Raw genomic sequence first — 23,673 nt, 5'->3', positions numbered from 1 at the left:
TCTTTGTTATTGCCCAACCCAATGGGTGTTCATTCAGCGGCCCTTAAATAGCCCGCCCAAAAGCCCGCGCACAATGCGCCGACCTGTTGTGCCTGTTAGTTCTTTCACCACCATCTTGCGCATCTGCGTACCAAAACTCGCATCCCGCGCACTGCGGCTTCGTTTGCTGGTTGATCGCGCCACACGTGAACCACTATACCGCCGCGCCGAGGAATACTCGCGCGCACTCACCGCCATCTCTTCTTCCTGTTCTTCCAACCGAGCCGCTTCGGCAGCAGCCGTTTCAGCGCGCGATTGCAGGATTTCATAGGCGGATTTTCGATCAACCGTTACATCATATTTGGATGACAAGTCGCTGGTATTCATGACCATTTTTCGATCAGCATCCGTGATTGGTCCCAGCTTTGAAGACGGCGGCCTAATCAACGTCCGTTCAACCATGCTGGGCACACCTTTTTTCAGCAAGGTAGAGGTCACGGCCTCGCCCACACCGACGTCACGAATGGCATCTTCGGTCGAGAACCGCGGGTTCTCGCGATAGGTTTCCGCCGCCATACGCAGGTTCTTGCGATCCCGCGCGGTAAAGGCCCGCAAGGCGTGCTGCACACGATTGCCGAGCTGGCCCAAGATGTCCTCTGGCACATCAGCCGGGTTCTGGGTGATGAAATACACACCCACGCCCTTTGATCGGATCAACCGCGCAACCTGTTCTACCTTATCAACCAAGGCCTTAGGCGCGTCTTCAAATAGCAAATGCGCTTCGTCAAAAAAGAACACCAGCTTTGGCTTATCCGGGTCACCGACCTCTGGCAGGTCCTCAAACAGCTCTGACAGCAACCACAACAAAAACGTCGCATACAGCCGAGGCGACGACATCAGCGTGTCCGCCGCCAAAACGTTGATCTGCCCCCGGCCTGTTTCGTCAACGCGCATCAGGTCTTGCAGGTCTAGCGCCGGCTCCCCAAAAAACTGCGCCGCCCCTTGGTTTTCCAAAACCATCAAACGCCGTTGAATGGCGCCAATAGATTGCACCGAAATATTGCCATAGCGCAGTGATAGGTCTTTGCGGCTTTCACCAATCCAAACCAACAGCGCTTGCAAATCCTTCAGGTCAAGCAACGGCAGGCCTTCTGAGTCTGCCAAACGGAACGCAATGTTCAGGATACCCTCTTGCGCCTCGCTTAGTTCCAGCAAGCGCGCAATCAGCAATGGCCCCATCTCGGAAACCGTGGTGCGTACTGGATGACCTTGCTTACCAAATAAGTCCCAGAACGTGACGGGAAAGCTCTCATAGATGTAATCATCAAAGCCGATGGTCGTCGCGCGCTTGGTAAAGGCGTCATGCAACTTGAAATCAGCCGAACCAGCGGCAGCAAGCCCAGACAGATCGCCTTTGACATCGGCCATAAAGACCGGCACGCCCGCCTTGGAAAACCCTTCTGCAAGGATTTGCAACGTCACAGTCTTACCCGTACCCGTCGCGCCGGCAATCAAACCGTGCCGGTTGGCATATTTCAAATTCAGGAATTGTTTCGTGGCATAGTCTTCGCCACCGCCGCCCAGGAAAATAGAATTTTCCACAAATACACCTCTCAAAGCTGGGCCACAGCGGCCATTCGAAATTGCACGTTAATATCTATCCGGCATCCTGCCAATGCCCAGTTGTTAGGATCTGAACTGGGCAATCCTCCCTGTTAGACTGGCCTGCCTTTTGGCAGGCCTTTTTTTATGAAGTTTTTTTGTCAAAACCCGTTGACGGAGAAAAGTTTTCGCCCTAGCGTTCATGACAATAATAAGTCGGCCAGTCCGACGGGGAGTGTAAGTTTAAAAAGGGGCCGTTTGGCCCCTTTTTTCTTTTAGGGCCAAACGACAGTTGAATTCAGCTATTGGCGGGAATTCGCGGATTGGTGCAATCCTTTGCAAATTCCAAACTGACTCTCTTTGATCAACATGATATGCGATCTGAAAGCAGTCACATTTTTGGGGGCAATATGCTCAAAAATATACAAAAAATCGTCCTAGCCGCAGCATTCGCCGCTGCCACACCTGTCATCGCACAAGAGGCCACCACAGCCGATCCTGGGCTTTCCACTGGCGAAGATCTAAAAAATCCGGCACCCGAGGTGCGCAGCGAAACCATTGGTGATTGGACCGTAAACTGCCAAATCTTGGCAGAAGGCGAAAATTGCCAAATGACGCAACTGCTGCTTGATTCCTCTGAAACACCAGTGATCGAGGTGAACTTCTTCCCAGTTCCTGCTTCAGAGCAAGTTTTTGCAGGTGGTTCCATCATGGCTCCATTGCAAACGCTTCTGACATCGCAAATGACCATCGCCATCGATGATGCGCTGGCCAAACGCTATCCTTTTGCCTTCTGCATGCCAGCAGGCTGTGTGGCGCGCGTGGGTCTGACAAAAGAAGACGTGGCAGCCTATAAAAAGGGCAACGAGGCGAACGTGACCATCGTTCCAGCGGGGGCCCCTGACAAACAAGTTAGACTTAAGATGTCTCTGACCGGCTTCACCAAAGCTTTCGACACAATGTCTGGGAAAAAGTAACCCACCGACATAATCCTAAAACGCAAACAGGCTTCCCATTTCTGGGAAGCCTGATTTGTTTAAGAGACATAGTAATAAAGGGTTACGCCGCTTTCTTAAGCGCAATCACCGCATTCAACCCACCAAAGGCAAATGCGTTTGACAATACAACGTCCACTTTGGCCTCACGTGCTTCGTTTGGCACAACGTCCAACGCGCACTCTGGGTCAGGCTCTTCGTAGTTAATGGTTGGGGCAATCACGCCCTCACGTAGCGCCATGATGCAGGCCAACAGTTCCACTGCGCCAGTACCGCCAATCAAATGCCCATGCATCGACTTGGTCGAGCTGATCATCAAGCGATCTGCATGAATGCCAAACACATCCGCAACCGCCGCGCATTCCGTTTTGTCGTTCGCTGCTGTGCCGGTGCCATGTGCGTTGATATAGCCCACGTCTTCTGGGTTGATCTGCCCATCCGTCAATGCGCCTTTAATCGCGCGCGCAGCACCCTGTTTGGACGGCATCACAATATCACTCGCGTCAGAGCTCATGGCAAAACCCGCGACCTCTGCCAGAATTTCAGCACCGCGCGCCTTTGCATGTTCGTATTCTTCAAACACGAACACCCCAGCGCCCTCGCCCTGCACCATACCGTTACGATTGGCCGAAAACGGACGGCAGCCATCTTTGGACATCACGCGCAGACCTTCCCAGGCCTTTACTCCGCCAAAGCACAACATGCTTTCCGATCCGCCCGACACCATAACCGGCGCCATGCCAGAGCGAACCATCTGAAACGCTTGGCTCATCGCATGGTTGGAACTGGCACAGGCCGTTGCCACCGTAAATGACGGGCCTTTTAGGTTAAATTCCATAGACACATGGCTAGCGGCCGCGTTGTTCATCAGTTTTGGCACAACAAACGGATGCACGCGGTTTTTGCCATCTTCGTAAACCGTGCGGTAGTTCTCATCCAGCGTCTGCATCCCACCACCAGAGGTTCCAAGGATCACGCCAGATTTCGCTGCCAACTCACCGCTAAATTCTAATCCGGATTGCGCAACCGCCTGCCGTGCAGCCTGCAAAGCAAACTGCGTAAAACGATCATACAGTGCCATTTGCTGACGGTTGAACAGCCCTTCGGTCTCAAACCCATGCACCTGCCCCCCAATTCGGATAGACAGACGTTCCACATCACGAAACTCCAGCGGTCCAATGCCACTACGCCCTTCTTTCATGGCGTCCCATGTGTCTTGCACGTTGTGGCCAAGGGCATTGATCGTCCCGGCTCCGGTAATGACGACACGCTTCATGATGTTCTACTTTCAGGTAAACTTAGGATGTGACCCGAGCAGGCTTATGCCTGCTCTGCCACCAATTTATCAATGCCAGCTACGATTGTCGCGACGGAGGAGATGTCAAAGTCGCTCTCCGATGGTTCATTCGCATTAAATGGCACTGTGATGTCAAACGCCTCTTCGATTGCAAAGATGCTTTCCACCAAACCCAGGCTATCAATACCCAGATCCTCAAGTGTGCTTTCCATCGTGACGTCAGAGGTTTCTAGCACTGCTTGCTCAGCAATGATCTCGATCACCTTGTCTTTGACGCTCATGTTCGTATCCTTTTGTCAGACTTGTGCAGAGATTTAGTCATTCGTAGTCAACTTTGAAACAGCTTTCTTCAAAGCTGCCACATCTTTAAACAACCTTGGTAGCCGTCTTAGGCCTTTATAGGTCTCAATCTGCGCATCCATCTTCATCGCAGGCGATCCCAACATCGCACGACCTTTCGGTACACTAGATAGTACAGTTGTTCCGCCACCGGTAATAACATTGTCGCCAATCGTCAGGTTATCCCCAACGCCGGTCTGACCGCCCAGCACAACATTATTCCCGATTTGTGTAGATCCTGCGACACCAGATTGCGCGCACAACAAACAGTTGTTCCCAACTTGGGCGTTGTGACCAACCTGCACAAGGTTATCAATCTTTGTACCGTTACCAATACGAGTGTCGCGGATCGTGCCACGGTCAACCGTCGAATTCGCACCGATTTCCACGTCGTCACCGATGGTCACAGATCCAACGCTATGAATACGTGACCAGCTTTGGCTGTCTTGTTGCACAGTCTTGCCTAGGCTTTCCCGGGCCGCTTCAACATGGCTCTTTTCAGAGGTTACAAACGAAAACCCATCGCCCCCAATCCGCGCACCGGATTGGCACCAAAAGTTGTCACCCACCACGACCCGCGCCATTAAGCTTACATGGTTATGCAGCATCGCATTTGCGCCAAGCCGCGCATCAACACCAATAAAGCACTGCGGCCCAACTACAGAATTGTCGCCAATAACGGCTCCCGCCTCGATTACCGTCAAAGCCCCAATCGACACGTTCTCTCCCAATGTCGCATCAGGATGCACAACCGCACTTGGGTGAATGCCAACAGCCGTGCCGTGGCCCAGATCAAACATCTGCGTCAAACCAGACATGGCATAGCGTGGACGTGGCACTGTAATCGCCGCCTCAAGTCCAAAGCTTTCCCAATCAGCGCCGTCCCACATAACCGCGACACGGGCTTTGCCGTCAGACAGACCGCCTGCAAATTTTGGATTAAGCGCCAGTGCAATATCGCAGGATCGCGCCTCGGCCGGTTCTGCCACACGATCAACCAAAATATCAATGGCTCCGAAGGCTTGCGCCCCCAGAGCCGTAGCTATGTCACGTACTGAATGTGCCATTTTATCCCCTAAACGTCGGGGATTGTTTATCCGCGAACCGCTCGCAAGGCCACCCCTTGCTTTGCCAAGGCACGCCAGATCTTTGCGTCACGACCGTAAACATCACGGCGATACTGCATGTGACCTTTGGCTTTGGTGAATGCGGTCCGGTAAACGATGTGAACTGGAACATGCTGTTTTAGTGGCACAGTTGTTTCACGACCAGAATCCAACTTAGCGTGGAAGAACCCTTTAGGATTGCTTTCCTGCTTTGAAAGCAGCTCATAGGCAAAATCAAACGGATCAGCCAAGCGGATGCAGCCATGGCTATAGGCGCGCACTTCGCGAGAGAACAGGTTCTTTGCCGGCGTATCGTGCAGATAGATATTGTGCCGGTTTGGGAACATGAACTTCACCAAACCCAAAGCATTGGTCTTGCTTGGTGGTTGCTTGATGTTGAACGGAAAGCTCGCCTTTGTGTACTGTGAAAAGTCCACGTTGCCACGGTTCACCGTGCGCCCACGTGAATCAACCAGCCGCAGATGGCTAACCGCATTCCGGTTCTTCTTCAGCATCGGCAGATATTCTTTGGTCGCGATAGAGCGTGGAACGTTCCACGTTGGGTTGATGACCAGATGTTCCATTACGTCAGAAAACTCTGGGCTCACCCGATCGCTGACGTTCTTGCCAATGACAGAACGCGTGCGGAAGGTTTCTTTGCCATTGTCCATAATGACAGCGGAGAAATCCGTCAGGTTCACCCAAACATGGCGCTTACCGCGTGGCATATTGGTCCAACGCTCACGTTCCATTGAAACAATAACAGATTGAAGCCGCGCCTCAGCAGGTTGGTTGATCTCTTTGATCGTACCCGCACCAGCCACCCCATCCGGGTTTAGGCCATGCGCCAACTGGAACTGCTGAACCGCTTTTTGGATAGATGAGTCATAGGTCTTGGTCGCGCTGCGTTTCAGGAATTTCATACGGATCAAACGATTGCGCAATTGCGCCACGGCTGGTCCTGTGCTGCCCGGTTCTAGCTTCTTTGATGCAACCTTTTCACCGAAACCACCTTTGGCCAGCAGTTTCTCAAGATTCATCTTCTCTTTCATCAGGCGCGCATATTCAGGCGTCTCTGGCGCAAGAGATTTCAAAAACCGAGATGGCGAGCTTTTAGAGAAGTTCGTCAGATACTGCACCCGATCACGATACGGAACCTTCCGAACGATTCCAGAATCGATCTTCGACGGCTTCAACATTCCGGTCTGAACGTCGCGCGCATAGGTCAAAAAGGTCTTGGACAACGCAACTTCGATCTTTCCCAGATCCCGCGAACTCTTGGCAGCTTTCAGCGATGCTTTCAGATTCTCAATGTCGTAACGCGCCTCAGAAAGCCCATGATCAGCGGCTGAATCCAGCGCCCCAAAAAGCGCTTTTCGGCGGTCCCGAAATTTGTTGCCTTTGCCAGTCCAGACAGGTGCATAAGCTGTAGATTTGTAAAAGTTTGCGACATCTTTATCGCGCGCAGCAGCTTCTGCCACAGCTTGCTTAAACGCCGTAACTTGTGCCTGAGCTAAAGTCGCACCACCAAATGTTGCGACAATAACCATCCACATCACTGCGATTTTTTTCGACAGTCCTGGAATACCCACCATGAAGTTAACCCCTATTCGACCAATTAATTGGGTGCCGTATTTTTTCTCATATATAGCGTGGTGAAGTCCATTCACGTTTTGCTCATCTGGTATATGAACCACTAAGTGATGCAACTCCGCATCGTTTAAGCCGATCTTAAAACAATCGAAACGATTTAAGCAGGTTTTCGCCCAAAACCCTTGATCTATCGTTCGATTATAAATCTTCGCTTGGTCATAGAATCATCCTGTGCAATAAAACCATCACATCTGGGGATAACATACCGATACCACATAACAATGTGGGGCAGGAAAAGCGACGGGACAGGCGCGAGACTATGACGACCGAGAGCTCTTCGAGCATTTCGCGGCGTGGCATCTTAGGTGCATTCGCTGCAACCGCTGTACTAGCAGCACCAACATTCTCCAATGCAGCTGGCTTTTTGCGCGGCGCTGGCGACATTCGCCGCCTGCGTATGTTCTCCGGACGGACCGGGGAAAACATCGATACAATTTATTGGATCGAAGGCGACTACATCAAAGAAGCAGTCAGCGAAATCAATCACTTCATGCGCGATTGGCGCACGAATGGCGTAAAACAAATCGACACACGCACAATCGACATTTTGGCAGCGTCTCATAACCTGCTGAATATCGACGAACCTTATATGTTGCTGTCAGGCTACCGTAGCCCACAAACCAACAACATGTTGCGCAGCCGCTCGCGCGGTGTGGCAAAGAACTCTTTGCACATGAAAGGCCAAGCCACTGATCTTCGCCTGAAAACGCGCTCGGTTGGACAGTTGGCAAAAGCTGCAACAGCCTGCCGTTCTGGCGGTGTGGGTCGCTACTCTGGTTCCAACTTTGTCCACGTAGATTGCGGACCGGTTCGGACATGGGGCCGATAACCTAATCAAACGATTAATCAAATTTAGGCGCAACACAGCGCCTTTTTTTGTGCCTGATGCTTTCTAATTGAAAATTCTATCGGTAAGCTTTTCCCAATAAGCGGCAAAAAGCCGTATTCCGAGCAGCAAAGTACCCGTTATGAGTAATTCACCCTATAAAGACGTGCCCGACCAAGGATTTTGGCGCAGCGGCGTGGCCGAACAAAACCCGCTCGATATTCAAAACCTCTACAAACGCAAATTCCGCATCGCGCGTAGTCAAACCATTGCGACCGCCGGCAGTTGCTTTGCCCAGCACATCGCGCGCCATCTGAAACAGCGCAAATTCAAAGTGCTCAACTATGAACCTGCCCCGCGCGGGATGAGCGCCAAGCTAGCGCAAAAGTACCAGTTCGGCACCTATAGCTGCCGCTTCGGTAATATCTACACCGCGGCCCAGTTACTTCAACTCGCCCGCGAAGCCTTTGGCCAAATCACTCCGTCAGATCCCGTTTGGGAAAAAGAGGGCCGTTATTTTGATTCCCAACGGCCAAACGTAGAGCCTAACGGCTTCCCTACCCCCGATGACGTTCTGCGCGCACGGCAAACTCATTTGAAACATGTGCGCCAGATGCTGCTGGATATGGATGTGTTCGTGTTCACCTTTGGCCTGACAGAGGCTTGGGTGCACCGCGAAAGCCAAACTGTCTTTCCAACGGCGCCCGGTACAATCGCCGGCACCTTTGATCCAGACTTGTACGAATTCAAAAACTTCACGCATTCCGAAACGCTTCAGGCTTTTGTGAAATTCAAACGCCTGCTCAAACGCGAGCGCGAAAAGAAACTGCGCTATATCGTTTCCGTGTCGCCCGTTCCGTTGACGGCAACCATGTCTGGCCAACACGTGCTTGCGGCCTCGACCTATTCAAAATCAGTGCTGCGCGCAGTTGCCGGCGAATTATTCCAAACGCATCGCGATGTGGACTACTTCCCGTCCTATGAAATCATCACCGCACCACAAACACGCGGCGTGTTTTTTCAAGCAAATCAACGCAGTGTCACGGATACCGGTGTGGAAACAGCCATGCGCACCTTCCTCGCGCAGCATGATCCAAACCCCGTCAAACAGGACGGTCCAAAACCAAAGGCTGCAAAACAAGCACCCAAACCAAGCACAGATGACCTGATCTGCGAAGAAGCCTTTCTAGAGGTATTCTCCAAATGACCCGCAAAATTTGTGTTCTCGGCAATTCACATATCGCAGCCCTCAAAGGCGGTTGGGCCGACGGCGGCGCCCATGACAAATTCACACCCGATTTCTTTGGCGCATTATCCAAAGGCATGGCCAGTCTTGCGTTCATTGACGGTAAGATCATCCCACAGGATGCCGAAGCCGCTGAATTCTTCTGTAATATCTCTGGCAAAGAAAACGGCGCTGATCCGCACGACTACGATGCGTTTTTGCTTTGTGGAATGGGCATGAACTTGTCCCCCATCTTTAACAACTACGGTGGTTTTGGCACCCCCGACGCGCATCATTCAAATCCTGACCACTTTGTCAGCGACACCTGTTTACAGGACCTGCTTTGGGACCACATTGATCATTCCATGATGATGCATTGTGCCCGCCTCGTCCGTCGTATCACCGATGCACCTGTGTATTTGGTCTGGCAGGCCTTCTTTGCTGAGAACCTTTTTGATATTGAATGGCGCGCAGCGCAGATCGGGCCAATTCTAGAAAACAACGACCAAGAGTACGTGGTGAATCAGATGCGCTTAGTGAGCGATCGTCTCAGCACCGAGGGTTTCCAGATTTTACATCAACCGCCCGAAACCATCGCCCAAGGCATCATGACAAAATCAGAGTTCTCCCGTGGCTCCGTTCTCTTCCGCGAAGGCCTCGACAAACCACATCGCGAAAATGATGTTTTCCATATGAACAGCCAATACGGCGTTCAGTGCTGGCAAAACTGGGACATCTAAGCGTTTCGGGAATCGTACGTTTCAGCACGTGAAACGTACGAATTTCCACAATGAACGTAGCGTACGCTATCAAAGCAACGCGTTTCGCCGCGAAACCTAGCCGTAAATTTAAGAGAAATGGCGCACCCGAGAGGATTCGAACCTCTGGCCTCTGCCTTCGGAGGGCAGCGCTCTATCCAGCTGAGCTACGGGTGCTTAAGTGTCGTTATACCTTGCGGAAATTTCCTCGCAAGCGAGAAAATCTCCGATTGTTCGGTTTACGCCAAAAGCTCATGTGCCAATTCTAGCGCATCAACCAGAACGTCAACTTCCTCGGTTGTATTATACAAACCAAAAGATGCCCGGCACGTCGCGCTTACCCCCATATGCTCCATCAAAGGCCCAGCACAGTGATGCCCGGCCCGAACCGCAACGCCGCGTTTGTCCAGAATGGTGGAAATATCATGCGCATGCGCCGCACCGTCTAAGGTCATGCTAAAGATCGCGGCCTTACCCGGTGCATTGCCTTGAATGTTCAACCAATTCAGTCCCTTAAACTTGGCATTCGCATAATCGCGCAGGCTCGCCTCATGGGCTGCGACGTTCTCCATACCCAAATTCATCAGGTATTCCAGACCAACACCCATCCCAATCGTTTGCACGATTCCGGGTGTCCCTGCTTCGAACATCATCGGAGGATCATTGTAGATCACGCCGTCTTTCGTGACCTCTTTGATCATATCCCCGCCGCCAATAAATGGCTGCATCTCTGCCATGCGCTCTTTTTTGACGTAAATCGCACCGGAACCCGACGGACCATACAGCTTGTGACCAGTGATCGCATAGAAATCACAATCAATGTCCTGCACATTCACCGGCGCATGCACAGACCCTTGTGATCCATCAACCATCACAGGAACACCACGTTCATGCGCTTCGGCACAAATGGTCTTCACATCAACCATCGTGCCTAAAACGTTGGAACATTGGGTAATTGCGATCAACTTCGTCTTTGGCCCAATCGCATCAATCACCGCTTGCGGATCCAAACTGCCGTCTGCCGCAACATCAACCCACTTTAGAACAACACCTTGGCGTTCCCGCAGAAAATGCCAAGGCACGATGTTTGCGTGATGCTCCATAACCGACAGGATGATCTCATCGCCCGCCTCAAGTCGCGGCATCGCCCAACCATAGGCGACCAGATTGATGCCTTCGGTGGTGCCGGAATTCAGCACGATCTCATTCTCATCCGCCGCGCCAAGGAACCGCGCAACCGTGCCACGCACAGCTTCGTATTTGTCCGTCGCGAGGTTGGACAAGAAATGCAAACCGCGATGAACATTGGCATATTCCATTGAATAGGCCTGCGTAATGGCGTCAATCACAACCTGTGGCTTCTGCGCCGAGGCGCCATTGTCCAGATAGGTTAGTGGCTTACCATTCACTTCGCGTGCCAGGATTGGAAAGTCTTTGCGGATGGATTGAACGTCGTACATGAGATTATCCGAGTGAAGCCACGCCGACCAGCGAGAGCAGGATTGAGAGAACGACCGTCAGGCCAACGAAGGACAGGGCCAGCGTCATGGCTGATCGTCCCAAAGACGCGAACCCTTGCGCCACATTCAAAAAGTTAAGCAAGATCCAAACACCGTAAAGGCCGGCGAGCATCATCACTAAATTGGCTAAACCAGGTAGGAAGATCGACAAGACAAAACCCGCAACTTGCAGTGCAAACCGCATGAACTGCAGCCAAGCGATCATGCTAAGTATGTCGCTAAATTCTGCGACACCCTTTAGCGCTTGGCCGGACCAGTACAATACAAGCGCCGATCCACCCATGATCACAAAAAGCATAACTGCCATTGAAATCGGGCTGATCAGATTGGTGAATGGCAACGCTTGTACTGGCGGGAAGACGATCAGCATCATGAAAAACGCAAATGCGTTTAAGCAACATGCGGCCGCCAACGCCAATCCGCTTTCTGACAGCGAAAGCCGAAGGTTTAGAATGGTTTGTGCTGCGTCTGCTGGACGATAGATTGTGTCCAGAAACAAGGGTTTAAGCCATTGCATTAGGCAGCCTCTTTTTGCGCAGTTGCAAGCCCTGCGTACCAGAACCAGAAAAAGCAGGTGAACCCGATCAGACCGACCACGTCATAGGCACCGCCCTGCCCGACAAAACCGCCAACCAAACCGCGAAACAACACGATTGGTGTCGTTGCCAGCAAAGACCAAAACAGCGCAACGCGGCTGGCGTATCCTGTAATGGGACGTGACAACAGTTTCATAACGCCCTGAGCAAGAATGCTAAGAATGTAGAAAAACAAAGGCATGATAAAAACCCACAACAGCAACTGAGCGCCCAATAGTGGGTTCAGTTCTTGTTGTAGAATATGTGCCTCACGCGACAGTTTTGGCCATTGCGCGACAAAGATCACAACGCAAGCCGCCATGAGAATTGCAAGCGCACGATCTTCACGCGGACCACCTGGAAGGCGCCGCGCGAAGACTTTGCGAGGACCACGATACGTGGCCACTATGTCAAGAATGATCGACATTAGCCGCGACGACGCTCCAGCCAACCTTCGAGGCGACCAAGGATTTCGCCAGCAAGATCAGCATCTTCGATCTCATCAACCGCTTCGGCCAAAAAGGCCAAGGTCAGCAAATCAGTTGCGATGTCCTTTGGAACGCCACGCGCACGAAGATAGAACAATCCCTCTTCATCAATCGCGCCAGAGGTCGAACCGTGTGAACACGCAACATCGTCCGCATAGATTTCAAGCTCTGGCTTTGCCAAGAACTGGCTGTCGCCATCTAGCAAAAGCGATTGGCTGATCTGATAACCATCGGTTTTCTGAGCGCCGGCTTTTACAAGGATCTTCCCTTGGAAAACACCAGTCGCGCCATTGCGTAGCACCTTTTTGAAAACCTGCCGGCTTTCGCAAGCCACAGCATCATGCGTGATGAACACTGTGTCATCGTGATGGAAATCGCCATCACCCACACAAGCACCTGCAACATGCGCAATCGCATCGTCGCCTGTCAGTTCGATCACACAGTCATTGCGTGTCAGAACGCCATTCACTGTCAGTGTGAAGGATTTGAAGACGCTTTCGGTGCCAAGCCGTGTGAACATATGCGTCGCTGCGCGGCGCTCATGGTCACGGCCTTGTGCCCGGACGTGGTGGAATTCTGCTTTGTCTGCGATCTCTACTTCAAGCACATTGTTGAAACGCGCCGCTGCTGGACCGTTTTCAAGCAAAGTGACTTTTCCGCCTTCTTCGACCTTTACAACATGATGCAATACAACGTCAGAAACATCAGATTCATGTTTGTAAATCAAGTTGATAGGACGCGATACTTCACCCGTTACGCGAATAACAACACCATCGGTTGCCATTGCTGTGTTATAGGCCGCCAATGGGCGATCTACAGGTGTTTGGCCTTTGGTTTCCAAAGCACCATAGATGTCTTTGGCCCAATGAATGTCCGCTTGTGCAACGTCTGCAAGGCGTTCAATCGTTAGATTTTCACCGGGCAGATCGTCTGATGCATCCGCATCAAACACACCGTCGACAAAGACAATTTTCAAACGGTTGATTTCGTCAAACAGCGGTGCTTCGTCATGCTTAAACGGAGCTGCTGGTTTAACAGCTGCTTCAACCAGAGTTTCTGGGCGCGTATATTTCCAATATTCGTCGCGACGCGTTGGTAATCCCATCTGGCGAACACGCGCCAAAGCGTCCTCGCGCAGCGAGGTGATCCACCCTGCCCCAGCCGGAACGGTAGTGCCGCTCAGCTGGGCGGCGGTCGCCTCTTGTTTTGCTTGTAGAAGGCTCATTATACGGCCTCCGCCAGAATGTCGGCGTAACCGTTTTGCTCTACTTCAAGCGCCAGCTCTGGGCCGCCTGTCTTAACGATACGGCCGTTTGCCATGATGTGCACAACGTCTGGTTTGATGTGGTCCAGCAAACGCTGATAGTGCGTGATCACAAGAAAGCCACGACCTTCGCTACGTAGCGCGTTTACGCCTTCGGACACCAGTTTCATCGCATCAACGTCCAGACCGGAATCTGTTTCATCCAAGATGCACATCTTTGGCTCAAGCATTGCCATCTGTAGGATTTCGTTACGCTTTTTCTCACCACCAGAGAAACCAACGTTGACTGGGCGCTTCAGCATGTCTGCGTCGATCTTGAGTGTCTTCGCTTTGGCGCGAATAACTTTCAAGAAGTCTGCCGCTGACATTTCATCTTCGCCACGTGCCTTGCGCTGTGCATTCACTGCAGTGCGAAGGAACGTCATGTTGCCAACGCCAGGAATTTCAACCGGGTATTGGAACGCTAGGAACAGGCCAAGTGCGGCGCGCTCTTCTGCTTCGAGATCTAGCAGATCTTCGCCTTCGAGAGTCGCGGACCCTTCTGTCACTTCGTATCCGTCACGACCGGACAGAACGTAAGACAGTGTGGATTTACCAGAACCGTTCGGGCCCATGATGGCGTGTACTTTGCCAGCTTCGACTTTCAGATCGACGCCTTTAAGAATTTGCTTGTCTTCGTCTTCAAGTTTGACCTTTAGGCCTTTGATTTCCAACATCATTAATTCCTTCGTATTCCTACGTATCTTTGTTTCGTTATGCTCAAAACGCTTAGCTAAGCGTGAGCAGATCATTCTGTTTCTGGTCAGCGGTTAGGCGGACCAATCTAAATTCTTGCGTGTTATTCGTCCTTTGATCTGCCTAGGATCATCCACGCGACGAGCGATCCAAGGAAACCACTGACGAAACTGGTCAGCAAAACTTGTGTATTCGAAAGCATTGGCGCGACCTGGCTGATCGTAAATGCAAACCCGGCGCAGAAAACGCCCGTTGTGCAAGCCGCGGAAAATGCTCTCTGCCACATCAATCCAAAACCACCGCTGTTCCTGATGCAGAAACCATCAACATTGACTGGCCAACCACTTCGTAATCAAGGTCCACACCAATCACGGCGTTTGCCCCTTTTGCAACGGCGCGTTCTTCAAGCTCGCGCAAGGCCGTGTCGCGGGCATCCTGCAGCTTGCTTTCATATGCGCCAGAGCGGCCACCCACGATGTCTGTGATTGATGCAAATACATCGCGCACAACATTGGCGCCCATAATGGCTTCGCCAACGACGATGCCCTTATAATCAACGACCTTGCGGCCTTCGACAGAGTTGGTTGTTGTGATGATCATCTACAATCTCCCATTTACCCTAAAGCTGCGCCGCTTAGCGCTAAGCTGTTAATGACCAAGCCAATGAAAAACGCAGGCACCAGAACATTTTGAAGCCGACCTTTTTTGAAGTCGAACATCATGATAGCGGCCAATGCACCAAATACTGCGATCAACAAAACGCTGAATGCAGCTGCGATGAACACGGTCAATACAAAGCTTGGTTGGTTGATGAGTTCCGACTTTAAAAAGTCGAAATTCACCATCGTATAATGTGTGGTAAAGCTCGAAAACAGTCCAAGTACACCGCTTAGTGGCGCTAAGATGGTGTTGGTTATCCACGCCAATGAATCGGAATTCAGCCCGCTACTCTGCTTTGACCCCGCAGATTGTTGTTTCGCGTCATGCAATGCAAGGCGGCGGCTGAAATCCGATTGAGACATGATTAACCTACTGAACCTTCAAGAGAAATCGCAACCAACTGTTGCGCTTCCATTGCGAATTCCATCGGCAATGCTTGTAGCACTTCTTTGGCGAAACCGTTCACGATCAAGGCTACGGCTTCTTCCTCGTCCATACCACGCTGGCGGCAATAGAACATTTGCTCGTCATCCACTTTGGATGTTGTCGCTTCGTGTTCTACGCGGCTGCTGTTGTTCTTCACCTCGATATACGGAACGGTATGCGCCCCACATTTATCGCCAATCAGCAAACTATCGCACTGTGTGTAGTTCCGAGAGTTCTTTGCTTTCGGGTGCATAGACACCAGACCACGATAGGTGTTTTGCGCCACACCTGCAGAGATACCTTTGGACACGATGCGCGACTTGGTGTTTTTGCCCAAGTGGATCATCTTTGTGCCAGTGTCGGCCTGCTGGTGGTTGTTGGCAATCGCGATTGAGTAGAATTCGCCTTGGCTGTCATCACCACGCAAAATGCAGGATGGGTATTTCCAAGTCACGGCAGAACCAGTTTCAACCTGTGTCCACATCACCTTGGCACGATCACCGCGACAATCCGCACGTTTGGTGACGAAGTTGTAGATACCACCCTTGCCGTTTTCATCACCGGGGTACCAGTTTTGAACGGTGGAGTATTTCACTTCGGCGTCTTCTTCGATGATGATCTCAACGACGGCTGCGTGTAGCTGTGATGTATCACGTTGTGGCGCAGTACAGCCCTCTAAGTAGCTGACATAGCTGCCTTTATCCGCGATGATTAATGTACGTTCGAACTGGCCTGTGTTTTCCGCGTTGATGCGGAAATAGGTGGACAGTTCCATCGGGCAACGAACGCCCGGTGGGATGTAAACAAACGAACCATCTGAGAACACAGCGCTGTTCAACGTCGCGTAGTAGTTGTCAGACACTGGAACAACTGTGCCAAGGTATTTTTTGACCAGTTCAGGGTGATCTTTGATCGCTTCTGAGATTGAGCAGAAGATTACGCCAGCTTTTTTCAGCTCTGCTTGGAATGTTGTCCCAACAGAAACAGAGTCAAACACCGCATCAACCGCGACTTTGCGGCCTTCTGCTGGCATGTCTTCGGCACCTTCGACGCCCGCCAAGATCATTTGCTCTTTCAGTGGAATACCAAGTTTCTTGTATGTATCCAGAAGCTTAGGGTCCACCTCGTCCAAAGACTTTGGCTTCACTTCCATAGATTTCGGACGCGCATAGTAATACTGGTCTTGGAAGTCGATCTCTGGATAATCGACCATTGCCCAATCAGGCTCTTCCTTGGTCAACCAACGTTTGTACGCCTCAAGGCGCCATTCGGTCATCCACTCTGGTTCTTCGTTTTTCTCAGAGATGAGACGAACGATATCTTCGTTCAGCCCTTTTGGGGCATATTCCATCTCAATGTCGGTTTCCCAACCGTATTTGTATTTGCCACCAACTTCGCGGACTGCGTCGACCGTTTCCTGATCGACGCCTTCCTTGACGTCTGTATGTTCCATAGTGGTCATCTGCGTCTCCTTATTCACGCCGCGCGGGCGCGGAATTTATTCCTTTGGGTCAACCACTTATCGGCAAAACCCAATATGTCCTGTTCGCTCGTATCTGGGCCAAGGCTGACCCGTATTGCACTTGACGCGGTTTGCGCGTCGTATCCCATGGCCGTTAAAACGGCGCTGTTTTTAACTTTTCCAGAAGAACACGCGGATCCTGCAGAGATGGCGTAGCCTGCCAAATCCATCTGCATGACCTGTGTTTCGCCCTTCCATCCAGGTGTCGCGACACAGGATGTATTTGGTAGCCGGGTCACTGATTTACCAGCGATGATTGCATCTGGTGCGCGATCTAGAACAATTTCTTCGAAAAGATCGCGTAAACGAGCAACCTCTTGCCAGACACCGGATTCTAAATCGTGCAATGCCGCCTGAGCAGCTGCAGCAAAACCTGCAGCGCCAATGACATTTTCTGTCCCTGCGCGTCGGCCCATTTCCTGACCGCCGCCTATTAGGCGCGCTTTTACGTCTGTGCCGCGTTTTACAACCAACGCGCCAATCCCCTTTGGCCCGCCCAGTTTGTGGGCCGAGACAAGCGCCATTTCTGCACCGATCCAGTTGAACGATATAGGCAGCTTGCCAAAGGCCTGTGTTACGTCGGAGACAGCAAGCCCTTGAGGCAAATCAGGTTGAATAACGCCCGTCTCGGAGTTGGCGAATTGAACCGTCGACGTTTCTGGTGAATCGATACGGACAATGCCGTTTTCGTCTGTTGCTAAACTCGTTTTAATCCAAGATCTTACGGCGTCATGTTCAACTTCTGAACCAACAATGCCTTTGCCTTCTAACGCGAGTGCGGCAGCCTCTGTCGCGCTTGATGTAAAGATCACATCAGCGCCGTCTGCACCTAGAGCTGTGGCAATGGTTTGGCGTGACTTTTCCAACAACGACTTTGCCGCACGCCCCTCTGCGTGAACAGACGATGGATTACCGGCAATATCCATTGCGGCAATCATTGCATCGCGTGCCTCGGCGCGTAGTGGCGTCGTTGCGTTATGATCCAAGTAGGTTCTCATGCGCAGTCATCTACAACCGAGAAGAGCGAGGGTACAGCCGGACATGGTGCTAGGCCGTTCTCGATGACGTCTGATAGGCGTGTTTGATGTAAATATACGTATACGTGGGCGGACAGGCCTTCCCACAAGCGGTTGGCCATAGATTGTGCGCGCGAGCCACATTGTGCACCAGATGCTCCAGCACCTGTGTGTAATGCGGAAACGGTTTCATCGACGGCTGACAGAATATCGAGCACGCGAATCTCTGCCGGTGATCGCGCCAAACGGTAGCCACCACCCGGACCGCGAACAGATTCAACCAATTCTGCACGCCGCAGTTTGACAAAAAGCTGTTCTAGATAAGCCAGTGATATGTCCTGCCGCTCAGATACTTCTGATAAAGTCACAAGCTTTTCAACGGGTTGCAAGGCAATATCCGCAAGGGCTACAACCGCATACCGGCCTTTGGTCGATAGTTTCATAACCTTCGCCCCTTTCGCGAATTGATTGACCTGAGACGCTACAATGCTTAGATCGCTAACAGCGCTGTTGGACCATTCGTCCAATCATATTTATTAGAACCGTTCTAAGGTGACCAAGCAAAATCGTCAAGAAATTGCTTTCATCTAAATGTAGGAGCAGGGACACATATGCCCGAGGTCATTTTTCCAGGACCCGAAGGCCGCCTCGAAGGCCGCTACCACCCACAAAAAGACCGTGACGCACCAATTGCCATTGTTTTGCATCCGCATCCGCAGTTTGGCGGGACGATGAACAACAAGGTTGTCTACAACCTGCACTACGCTTTTTATAATATGGGCTTTACTGTTCTGCGGTTTAACTTCCGCGGCGTTGGCCGAAGCCAAGGTGAATATGACCAAGGTGTTGGCGAGCTTTCTGATGCGGCAAGCGCGTTGGATTACTTGCAATCTATGAACACAAACTCAAAACATTGCTGGGTTGCTGGCTTTAGTTTTGGGGCGTGGATAGGCATGCAGCTGTTGATGCGTCGCCCGGAAATCACTGGTTTCATTAGTGTTTCTCCGCCTGCAAACATGTATGACTTTAGCTTCTTGGCGCCCTGCCCGTCATCTGGTCTAGTTATCAATGGTACGTCTGATCGTGTTGCACCGCCGTCTGATACGACGGCTTTGGTGAACAAGTTGCACGAACAAAAAGGCATCACCATTACGCACAATCAAATTGAAGGTGCGGGCCATTTCTTTGAAGAGCCGCATATGGATACGATGATTGGTGATGTTTCAAGCTATGTGAAACGCCGCCTGACTGAAACATCACGGTAAAACAAAGAGTTACGAGATATGAGTTACGTCGAGAACCTTGGTGAAAAACTGGCGCGGGATGTGTTGGAGGTGCAAGCCGAAACCAACGATCTGAATCTTATTCAGGATATTGCCAAAGTTCTTGATGCATCTTCATCAACATTGCACGAAGCGTTTGTAACAGCGGTTCGTGTTTACGACGCCGAGAAACGGGCACGTAAAATGCTTGAATCAAAGGTGAATGACGCCATTAAGGCTGCGGAAAATAAATGAGCGATGCGCAGTTAGAACAGCAGCTCGCCTTTCTTACCGAAATTGATAAGTTAAAATCCGTAGATCGTTCGACACTGGTGACAGATGGATCGCGGCCGGAAAATTCTGCTGAGCATAGCTGGCACCTTGCGGTCTATGCACTGATCTTGGCACCTTATGCCTCTGATAATGTTGATGTATTCCTCGCCATCAAAATGCTTTTGCTGCATGACATCGTTGAAATTGATGTTGGGGATCATCCGATTGATGTCGCCACGAATTGGAGTGATGTCGCTGCGAAAGAGTTAATAGCGGCGCAGCGTCTCTTTTCTTTGTTGCCGGAAGAGCAATCAGCAGCTTTGCTGGATGTTTGGAGTGAGTTCGAAGCAGCGGAGACTGCGACTGCGCGGTTTGCGAAGTGTTTGGATTGGTGCCAGCCCATCTTTATGACCATGGCGTGTGACGCGGCACCTGCTGAACATTTTCAGGTGGTCAAAGATAATTTGAGCACTGGGCGCGCCTCTGTTTTGAAGGGTGAATTCCCCGAGGCTTATGCCTTTGCGACACATAAATTGGGATGGAATACGACGGTTCAGCCGGAAGAATTTGCCGCGCGACACGCGTTTTTAACAGAGGTCGATAAGCTAAAGACCGTCTACCGCGCGACCACATTGTGTGATGCGTCTCGGCGTGAGAATTCAGGCGAGCATTCGTGGCATATTGCGATGTACGCGTTGATTTTGGCAGAGCATTCTAGCCGCAAGATTGACATTGAGCGCGTCGTGAAAATGCTTTTGATTCATGATCTTGTGGAAATTGACGCCGGTGATAATCCGATCCACGGTGATCATGATCCAGCAGAGATGGAAGCGGTTGAGCAAGCTGCGGCTGATCGCATTTTCGGATTGCTGCCGGCGGGACAGCGCACTGATTTACGTGCGCTTTGGGAAGAGTTTGAAGCGGCGGACAGCGATGATGCGGTCTTTGCCAAGTCTGTTGATCGTGTGCAGCCGGTGATAGCCAATTTGGAAACCGGTGGCGGCAGTTGGATTGAATACAACGTGTCGCGCGAACAGCTTGAGGATCGTGTTGGTTGGAAGGTTGAAAAAGGCGCGCCTGCACTTTGGGGATACCTGCAGGCACGCATTCGTAGTTGGTTCAGTGAACGCGTCTAATACGTGAATGCTATTCTGTTCAAACTGGGTCATTCGCACCTGTTGCGCGTATTCTGACCGGTCCATTATCAATGAGAAAATGTGGAAATTCGTACGTTTCACGGGCTGAAACGTACGATTCCTTTTTGGCGTTTAACAGTCTGGTACGAAATCGGTCACAACGGCGCTGTCACCGGTCAGAGCCAACATTTTTCCCGGCGCCAAACTTTGCCAGCCCTCTTCGTTACGCTCCAGAGGTTCGGAGACCACGGCCCATCCATTTCGCGAATTGCTGTGCCGGTAGTAAACAGAGGGCGCAATCGAGTCGCTGCTGTAACGATATGCATACAAAGTTGTGCCGTCGCTGATCGCCGCAGAGAGCCGCATATGGGGCGTGACGCCGGTTCGGCGGCTTAGAGTTACCAGCTCTCCCACGGCCTTTTCCATCGCGCCACAGGGGTCGTTTTCTAATCCGTAACCGAGCGCGAGCAGAAACAACACTTCGGAATCTGTACTGCCGCGGCGGAAACCATAGTAGTCGTCGGGAATGGCCATATCCGCGGCTTTGCGAACCTGTTCAAACCCGCCAACTTGTCCGTTGTGCATGAACGTCCAATTGCGCGCAGCGAAGGGATGGCAATTGTTGCGGCTGATGCAGGATCCTGTTGAGGCACGCACATGGCTGAGGAACACCCCTGCCCGTACTTGATGCGCGACGCTGCGCAGGTTTGGATCGCTCCATGCTGGATAGACATCGCGGAACAAACCGGGCTCTGGGCGTTCGTTATACCAGGCCACGCCAAAGCCATCGGCATTTGTTGTGGTTTTGCATTCATCGGCCTCTATGCTTTGGGCAACCAATGAATGTCCGGGCAATGTAATGATGTCTTCTAAAAATATCGGCGCACCGATATAAGCGGCCCAACGGCACATATTCTAAAACTCCTGCTCTTTGAGGAATATTATTCTTTGTGAGGATGGCGCGTCTATCGCAAGGATCGCACATCTTCGAGGGCACTTTCGCACAGAACGCAGTTTCCGCTGGTGTTTTCCGGCTAGTCGCGTTACGGCGCGCGTGAACAGACATGAGGCAGGGCAATGGACCTTCGCAATATCGCGATTATCGCGCACGTTGACCACGGTAAAACTACACTGGTTGACGAGCTACTGAAACAATCTGGTGCCTTCCGGGCAAACCAGGACGTGGCCGAGCGTGCCATGGACAGCAACGACCTAGAACGTGAACGTGGTATTACCATTTTCGCGAAGCCAACCAGCGTTGAGTGGAAAGGCACACGTATCAATATCGTTGATACGCCGGGCCACGCCGACTTTGGTGGCGAAGTTGAGCGTATTCTGTCTATGGTTGACGGTGTTGTGCTGTTGGTTGACGCGGCCGAAGGCCCAATGCCACAGACCAAGTTCGTGACCTCTAAGGCGCTTGCGCTGGGTCTGCGTCCGATTGTTGTTTTGAACAAAGTCGACAAACAAGACGCTGAGCCTGATCGCGCATTGGACGAATGCTTTGACTTGTTTGCGTCACTGGATGCGACTGAGGATCAGCTGGACTTCCCACATATGTATGCCTCTGGCCGTAACGGCTGGTGCGACAATGAGCTGGATGGCCCACGCAAAGACCTGGACGCGTTGTTCAAGCTGATTGTGAACCATGTTCCTGAGCCTAAGCAGATCAAGCAGCAAGGCGATGATTTCCGCATGCTGGCCACCACTTTGGGTTCTGACCCGTTTGTGGGCCGTTTGCTCACTGGTCGTGTTGAATCCGGTACGCTGAAAGTGGGCGCAACCGTGCAAGCGCTTTCTCGTATTGGCCAAAAGATCGAGCAATTCCGCGTGACACGTATTCAAGCGTTCCGTGGTTTGAGCGAGCAGGACATCGACGAAGCGCAAGCGGGTGACATTGTGTCTATCGCGGGCATGTCTAAGGCGACTGTTGCGGACACAATCTGTGCCTTGGCCGTTGAAGAGCCGCTGGATGCGCAGCCGATTGATCCGCCAACCATCACAGTGACTTTCGGCATCAACGACAGCCCATTGGCTGGCCGCGATGGTAAGAAAGTTCAGTCGCGGGTTATTCGTGACCGTTTGATGAAAGAAGCTGAATCCAACGTGGCGATTAAAATCGCTGATACGCCGGGTGGCGAAGCGTTTGAGGTTTCTGGTCGTGGCGAACTTCAGATGGGTGTTCTGATTGAGAACATGCGTCGTGAGGGCTTTGAATTGTCGATCTCTCGTCCGCAGGTGATCATGCGCGAAGAAGATGGCCAGAAGATCGAGCCAATCGAAGAAGCAACAATTGACGTTGATGACGAGTACTCTGGTGCGGTTATCGAAAAGCTGACAGGTTCCCGTAAGGGTGAGCTGGTTGAGATGCGTCAAGCGGGTGCTGGCAAAACGCGTATCATCGCGCATGTGCCGTCTCGTGGCTTGATCGGTTATCACGGCGAGTTCTTGACTGACACACGCGGTACCGGCGTTCTGAACCGTGTTTTCCATGGTTGGGCCCCCTACAAAGGATCTATCCCTGGTCGCCGCGCAGGTGTTCTGATTTCAATGGAGAACGGCACGTCTGTTGCCTACGCTCTGTGGAACCTGGAAGAGCGCGGCAAGATGATGATTGGTGCGCAGGCTGATGTGTACACCGGCATGATCATTGGTGAGCATTCTCGTGAAAACGATCTAGAAGTGAACCCGCTGAAAGGTAAAAAACTGACCAACGTTCGTGCGTCAGGTACCGATGATGCAGTTCGTTTGACAACGCCGATCACCTTGTCATTGGAAGAGGCGATTGCCTATATCAACGACGACGAATTGGTTGAAGTTACACCAAACAACGTGCGTTTACGTAAGCGTTACCTTGACCCGCATGAGCGGAAGCGTCACGCGAAGTCATTCGCGTAAGGGTTTCGGGGGGGGGGGGGGGGGGGGGGGGGGGGGGGGGGGGGGGGGGGGGGGGGGGTGGGGGGGGGGGGTGGGTGGTTGGGTTTGTTGGGGGTGGTGTGGTGTGGTGTGGGGTTGT

The 23,673-nt window shown here is 51.8% G+C and carries 24 protein-coding genes and 1 tRNA gene; 8 read left to right on the top strand and 17 right to left on the bottom strand.

Features of this window, described 5'->3' with window-relative positions; genetic code table 11:
* Positions 1-33: 33 nt before the first annotated feature.
* Positions 34-1,581 (bottom strand): helicase HerA-like domain-containing protein, encoded by a 1,548-nt coding sequence (locus tag Q4544_RS00125; protein ID WP_303503020.1) that lies wholly within the window; start codon positions 1,579-1,581, stop codon positions 34-36.
* Between the two features lie 410 nt (positions 1,582-1,991).
* Between Q4544_RS00125 and Q4544_RS00120 the strand changes: the two genes are divergently transcribed.
* Positions 1,992-2,558, top strand: coding sequence for an invasion associated locus B family protein (locus Q4544_RS00120; RefSeq protein ID WP_303503018.1), 567 nt, complete (start codon positions 1,992-1,994; stop codon positions 2,556-2,558).
* Between the two features lie 82 nt (positions 2,559-2,640).
* Here Q4544_RS00120 and Q4544_RS00115 read toward each other — a convergent pair whose 3' ends face one another.
* The 4 genes from Q4544_RS00115 to Q4544_RS00100 are packed head-to-tail and all read right to left on the bottom strand — an operon-like array spanning position 2,641 to position 6,913.
* On the bottom strand, positions 2,641-3,852 hold the full coding sequence (locus Q4544_RS00115; protein ID WP_303503016.1) for a beta-ketoacyl synthase: 1,212 nt from the start codon (positions 3,850-3,852) through the stop codon (positions 2,641-2,643).
* Between the two features lie 44 nt (positions 3,853-3,896).
* Positions 3,897-4,154, bottom strand: coding sequence for an acyl carrier protein (locus Q4544_RS00110; protein ID WP_303503014.1), 258 nt, complete (start codon positions 4,152-4,154; stop codon positions 3,897-3,899).
* Between the two features lie 33 nt (positions 4,155-4,187).
* Positions 4,188-5,279, bottom strand: a complete 1,092-nt coding sequence (gene lpxD / locus Q4544_RS00105) for a UDP-3-O-(3-hydroxymyristoyl)glucosamine N-acyltransferase (RefSeq protein ID WP_303503012.1) — start codon at positions 5,277-5,279, stop codon at positions 4,188-4,190.
* A gap of 26 nt (positions 5,280-5,305) precedes the next feature.
* Complete coding sequence (locus tag Q4544_RS00100; protein WP_407063017.1) at positions 5,306-6,913, bottom strand: murein L,D-transpeptidase; 1,608 nt, start codon at positions 6,911-6,913, stop codon at positions 5,306-5,308.
* A gap of 317 nt (positions 6,914-7,230) precedes the next feature.
* Between Q4544_RS00100 and Q4544_RS00095 the strand changes: the two genes are divergently transcribed.
* From Q4544_RS00095 to Q4544_RS00085, 3 genes are all read left to right on the top strand, one after another.
* The gene (locus Q4544_RS00095; protein WP_303503010.1) at positions 7,231-7,800 is read left to right on the top strand and encodes a DUF882 domain-containing protein; all 570 of its coding nucleotides are present in this window, start codon (positions 7,231-7,233) and stop codon (positions 7,798-7,800) included.
* Positions 7,801-7,939: 139 nt separating this feature from the next.
* The gene (locus tag Q4544_RS00090) at positions 7,940-9,004 is read left to right on the top strand and encodes a GSCFA domain-containing protein (RefSeq protein ID WP_303503008.1); all 1,065 of its coding nucleotides are present in this window, start codon (positions 7,940-7,942) and stop codon (positions 9,002-9,004) included.
* A complete protein-coding gene (locus tag Q4544_RS00085; protein WP_303503007.1) occupies positions 9,001-9,762 on the top strand; it encodes a hypothetical protein in 762 nt (253 codons plus the stop codon). Before Q4544_RS00090 ends, Q4544_RS00085 begins: the two co-directional genes overlap by 4 nt.
* A gap of 118 nt (positions 9,763-9,880) precedes the next feature.
* Here the strand turns inward: Q4544_RS00085 and Q4544_RS00080 are convergent.
* The 11 genes from Q4544_RS00080 to Q4544_RS00030 form a co-directional block, all read right to left on the bottom strand.
* Positions 9,881-9,957, bottom strand: a tRNA-Arg gene (locus tag Q4544_RS00080).
* A gap of 62 nt (positions 9,958-10,019) precedes the next feature.
* A complete protein-coding gene (locus Q4544_RS00075; RefSeq protein WP_303503006.1) occupies positions 10,020-11,240 on the bottom strand; it encodes a cysteine desulfurase in 1,221 nt (406 codons plus the stop codon).
* Positions 11,241-11,244: 4 nt separating this feature from the next.
* Positions 11,245-11,817, bottom strand: a complete 573-nt coding sequence (locus tag Q4544_RS00070; RefSeq protein ID WP_303503004.1) for a YIP1 family protein — start codon at positions 11,815-11,817, stop codon at positions 11,245-11,247.
* Entirely contained in the window at positions 11,817-12,302 is a 486-nt protein-coding gene (locus Q4544_RS00065; RefSeq protein ID WP_303503002.1) for a YIP1 family protein, read from the bottom strand. Before Q4544_RS00065 ends, Q4544_RS00070 begins: the two co-directional genes overlap by 1 nt.
* Positions 12,302-13,588 (bottom strand): SufD family Fe-S cluster assembly protein, encoded by a 1,287-nt coding sequence (locus Q4544_RS00060; protein WP_303503000.1) that lies wholly within the window; start codon positions 13,586-13,588, stop codon positions 12,302-12,304. The genes Q4544_RS00065 and Q4544_RS00060 overlap by 1 nt, the downstream gene beginning before the upstream one ends.
* Complete coding sequence (gene sufC, locus Q4544_RS00055) at positions 13,588-14,343, bottom strand: Fe-S cluster assembly ATPase SufC (protein ID WP_303502998.1); 756 nt, start codon at positions 14,341-14,343, stop codon at positions 13,588-13,590. The genes Q4544_RS00060 and sufC overlap by 1 nt, the downstream gene beginning before the upstream one ends.
* Before the next feature lie 304 nt (positions 14,344-14,647).
* Positions 14,648-14,962, bottom strand: a complete 315-nt coding sequence (locus Q4544_RS00050) for a YbjQ family protein (protein WP_303502996.1) — start codon at positions 14,960-14,962, stop codon at positions 14,648-14,650.
* A 14-nt stretch (positions 14,963-14,976) separates the two neighbouring features.
* Positions 14,977-15,384, bottom strand: coding sequence for a hypothetical protein (locus tag Q4544_RS00045; protein ID WP_303502994.1), 408 nt, complete (start codon positions 15,382-15,384; stop codon positions 14,977-14,979).
* Positions 15,385-15,386: 2 nt separating this feature from the next.
* A complete protein-coding gene (gene sufB / locus Q4544_RS00040) occupies positions 15,387-16,910 on the bottom strand; it encodes a Fe-S cluster assembly protein SufB (protein WP_303502992.1) in 1,524 nt (507 codons plus the stop codon).
* 14 nt (positions 16,911-16,924) lie between these two features.
* Positions 16,925-17,968 (bottom strand): cysteine desulfurase family protein, encoded by a 1,044-nt coding sequence (locus tag Q4544_RS00035; RefSeq protein ID WP_303502991.1) that lies wholly within the window; start codon positions 17,966-17,968, stop codon positions 16,925-16,927.
* On the bottom strand, positions 17,965-18,429 hold the full coding sequence (locus tag Q4544_RS00030; protein WP_303502990.1) for an Rrf2 family transcriptional regulator: 465 nt from the start codon (positions 18,427-18,429) through the stop codon (positions 17,965-17,967). Before Q4544_RS00030 ends, Q4544_RS00035 begins: the two co-directional genes overlap by 4 nt.
* A 168-nt stretch (positions 18,430-18,597) precedes the next feature.
* On the opposite strand from Q4544_RS00030, the gene Q4544_RS00025 reads away from it, so the two are divergent.
* Genes Q4544_RS00025 through Q4544_RS00015 form a run of 3 tightly spaced genes read left to right on the top strand, consistent with a single transcriptional unit; the run spans position 18,598 to position 20,657 of the window.
* A complete protein-coding gene (locus Q4544_RS00025; RefSeq protein WP_303502989.1) occupies positions 18,598-19,251 on the top strand; it encodes an alpha/beta hydrolase in 654 nt (217 codons plus the stop codon).
* Positions 19,252-19,269: 18 nt separating this feature from the next.
* On the top strand, positions 19,270-19,503 hold the full coding sequence (locus Q4544_RS00020) for a hypothetical protein (RefSeq protein ID WP_303502988.1): 234 nt from the start codon (positions 19,270-19,272) through the stop codon (positions 19,501-19,503).
* On the top strand, positions 19,500-20,657 hold the full coding sequence (locus Q4544_RS00015) for an HD family hydrolase (protein WP_303502986.1): 1,158 nt from the start codon (positions 19,500-19,502) through the stop codon (positions 20,655-20,657). Before Q4544_RS00020 ends, Q4544_RS00015 begins: the two co-directional genes overlap by 4 nt.
* A gap of 132 nt (positions 20,658-20,789) precedes the next feature.
* Here the strand turns inward: Q4544_RS00015 and Q4544_RS00010 are convergent, their stop codons facing one another.
* Positions 20,790-21,569: a class II glutamine amidotransferase gene (locus Q4544_RS00010; RefSeq protein ID WP_303502984.1), complete on the bottom strand. Its 780-nt coding sequence runs from the start codon at positions 21,567-21,569 to the stop codon at positions 20,790-20,792.
* 165 nt (positions 21,570-21,734) lie between these two features.
* Here Q4544_RS00010 and typA point away from each other — a divergent pair, with 165 nt between their 5' ends.
* Complete coding sequence (gene typA / locus Q4544_RS00005; RefSeq protein WP_303502982.1) at positions 21,735-23,555, top strand: translational GTPase TypA; 1,821 nt, start codon at positions 21,735-21,737, stop codon at positions 23,553-23,555.
* Positions 23,556-23,673 lie beyond the last annotated feature (118 nt).

Origin of the sequence: Cognatishimia sp. 1_MG-2023, from assembly GCF_030548175.1 — a bacterium.
GTDB lineage: Bacteria > Pseudomonadota > Alphaproteobacteria > Rhodobacterales > Rhodobacteraceae > Cognatishimia.
This window is presented reverse-complemented; position numbering and strand designations above follow the sequence as displayed.

Excerpts from the sequence above, each read along its gene's own strand:
- Q4544_RS00070 (WP_303503004.1), bottom strand. The coding sequence starts at position 11,817 with ATGCAATGGCTTAAACCCTTGTTTCTGGACACAATCTATCGTCCAGCA.
- Q4544_RS00045 (WP_303502994.1), bottom strand. The coding sequence starts at position 15,384 with ATGTCTCAATCGGATTTCAGCCGCCGCCTTGCATTGCATGACGCGAAA.
- Q4544_RS00030 (WP_303502990.1), bottom strand. The coding sequence starts at position 18,429 with ATGAAACTATCGACCAAAGGCCGGTATGCGGTTGTAGCCCTTGCGGAT.
- Q4544_RS00015 (WP_303502986.1), top strand. The coding sequence starts at position 19,500 with ATGAGCGATGCGCAGTTAGAACAGCAGCTCGCCTTTCTTACCGAAATT.
- Q4544_RS00010 (WP_303502984.1), bottom strand. The coding sequence starts at position 21,569 with ATGTGCCGTTGGGCCGCTTATATCGGTGCGCCGATATTTTTAGAAGAC.
- Q4544_RS00050 (WP_303502996.1), bottom strand. The coding sequence starts at position 14,962 with ATGATCATCACAACAACCAACTCTGTCGAAGGCCGCAAGGTCGTTGAT.
- lpxD (WP_303503012.1), bottom strand. The coding sequence starts at position 5,279 with ATGGCACATTCAGTACGTGACATAGCTACGGCTCTGGGGGCGCAAGCC.
- Q4544_RS00110 (WP_303503014.1), bottom strand. The coding sequence starts at position 4,154 with ATGAGCGTCAAAGACAAGGTGATCGAGATCATTGCTGAGCAAGCAGTG.
- Q4544_RS00095 (WP_303503010.1), top strand. The coding sequence starts at position 7,231 with ATGACGACCGAGAGCTCTTCGAGCATTTCGCGGCGTGGCATCTTAGGT.
- Q4544_RS00035 (WP_303502991.1), bottom strand. The coding sequence starts at position 17,968 with ATGAGAACCTACTTGGATCATAACGCAACGACGCCACTACGCGCCGAG.
- Q4544_RS00025 (WP_303502989.1), top strand. The coding sequence starts at position 18,598 with ATGCCCGAGGTCATTTTTCCAGGACCCGAAGGCCGCCTCGAAGGCCGC.
- Q4544_RS00115 (WP_303503016.1), bottom strand. The coding sequence starts at position 3,852 with ATGAAGCGTGTCGTCATTACCGGAGCCGGGACGATCAATGCCCTTGGC.
- typA (WP_303502982.1), top strand. The coding sequence starts at position 21,735 with ATGGACCTTCGCAATATCGCGATTATCGCGCACGTTGACCACGGTAAA.
- Q4544_RS00060 (WP_303503000.1), bottom strand. The coding sequence starts at position 13,588 with ATGAGCCTTCTACAAGCAAAACAAGAGGCGACCGCCGCCCAGCTGAGC.
- Q4544_RS00020 (WP_303502988.1), top strand. The coding sequence starts at position 19,270 with ATGAGTTACGTCGAGAACCTTGGTGAAAAACTGGCGCGGGATGTGTTG.
- Q4544_RS00100 (WP_407063017.1), bottom strand. The coding sequence starts at position 6,913 with ATGGTGGGTATTCCAGGACTGTCGAAAAAAATCGCAGTGATGTGGATG.
- Q4544_RS00075 (WP_303503006.1), bottom strand. The coding sequence starts at position 11,240 with ATGTACGACGTTCAATCCATCCGCAAAGACTTTCCAATCCTGGCACGC.
- sufB (WP_303502992.1), bottom strand. The coding sequence starts at position 16,910 with ATGACCACTATGGAACATACAGACGTCAAGGAAGGCGTCGATCAGGAA.
- Q4544_RS00085 (WP_303503007.1), top strand. The coding sequence starts at position 9,001 with ATGACCCGCAAAATTTGTGTTCTCGGCAATTCACATATCGCAGCCCTC.
- Q4544_RS00090 (WP_303503008.1), top strand. The coding sequence starts at position 7,940 with ATGAGTAATTCACCCTATAAAGACGTGCCCGACCAAGGATTTTGGCGC.
- sufC (WP_303502998.1), bottom strand. The coding sequence starts at position 14,343 with ATGTTGGAAATCAAAGGCCTAAAGGTCAAACTTGAAGACGAAGACAAG.
- Q4544_RS00065 (WP_303503002.1), bottom strand. The coding sequence starts at position 12,302 with ATGTCGATCATTCTTGACATAGTGGCCACGTATCGTGGTCCTCGCAAA.
- Q4544_RS00120 (WP_303503018.1), top strand. The coding sequence starts at position 1,992 with ATGCTCAAAAATATACAAAAAATCGTCCTAGCCGCAGCATTCGCCGCT.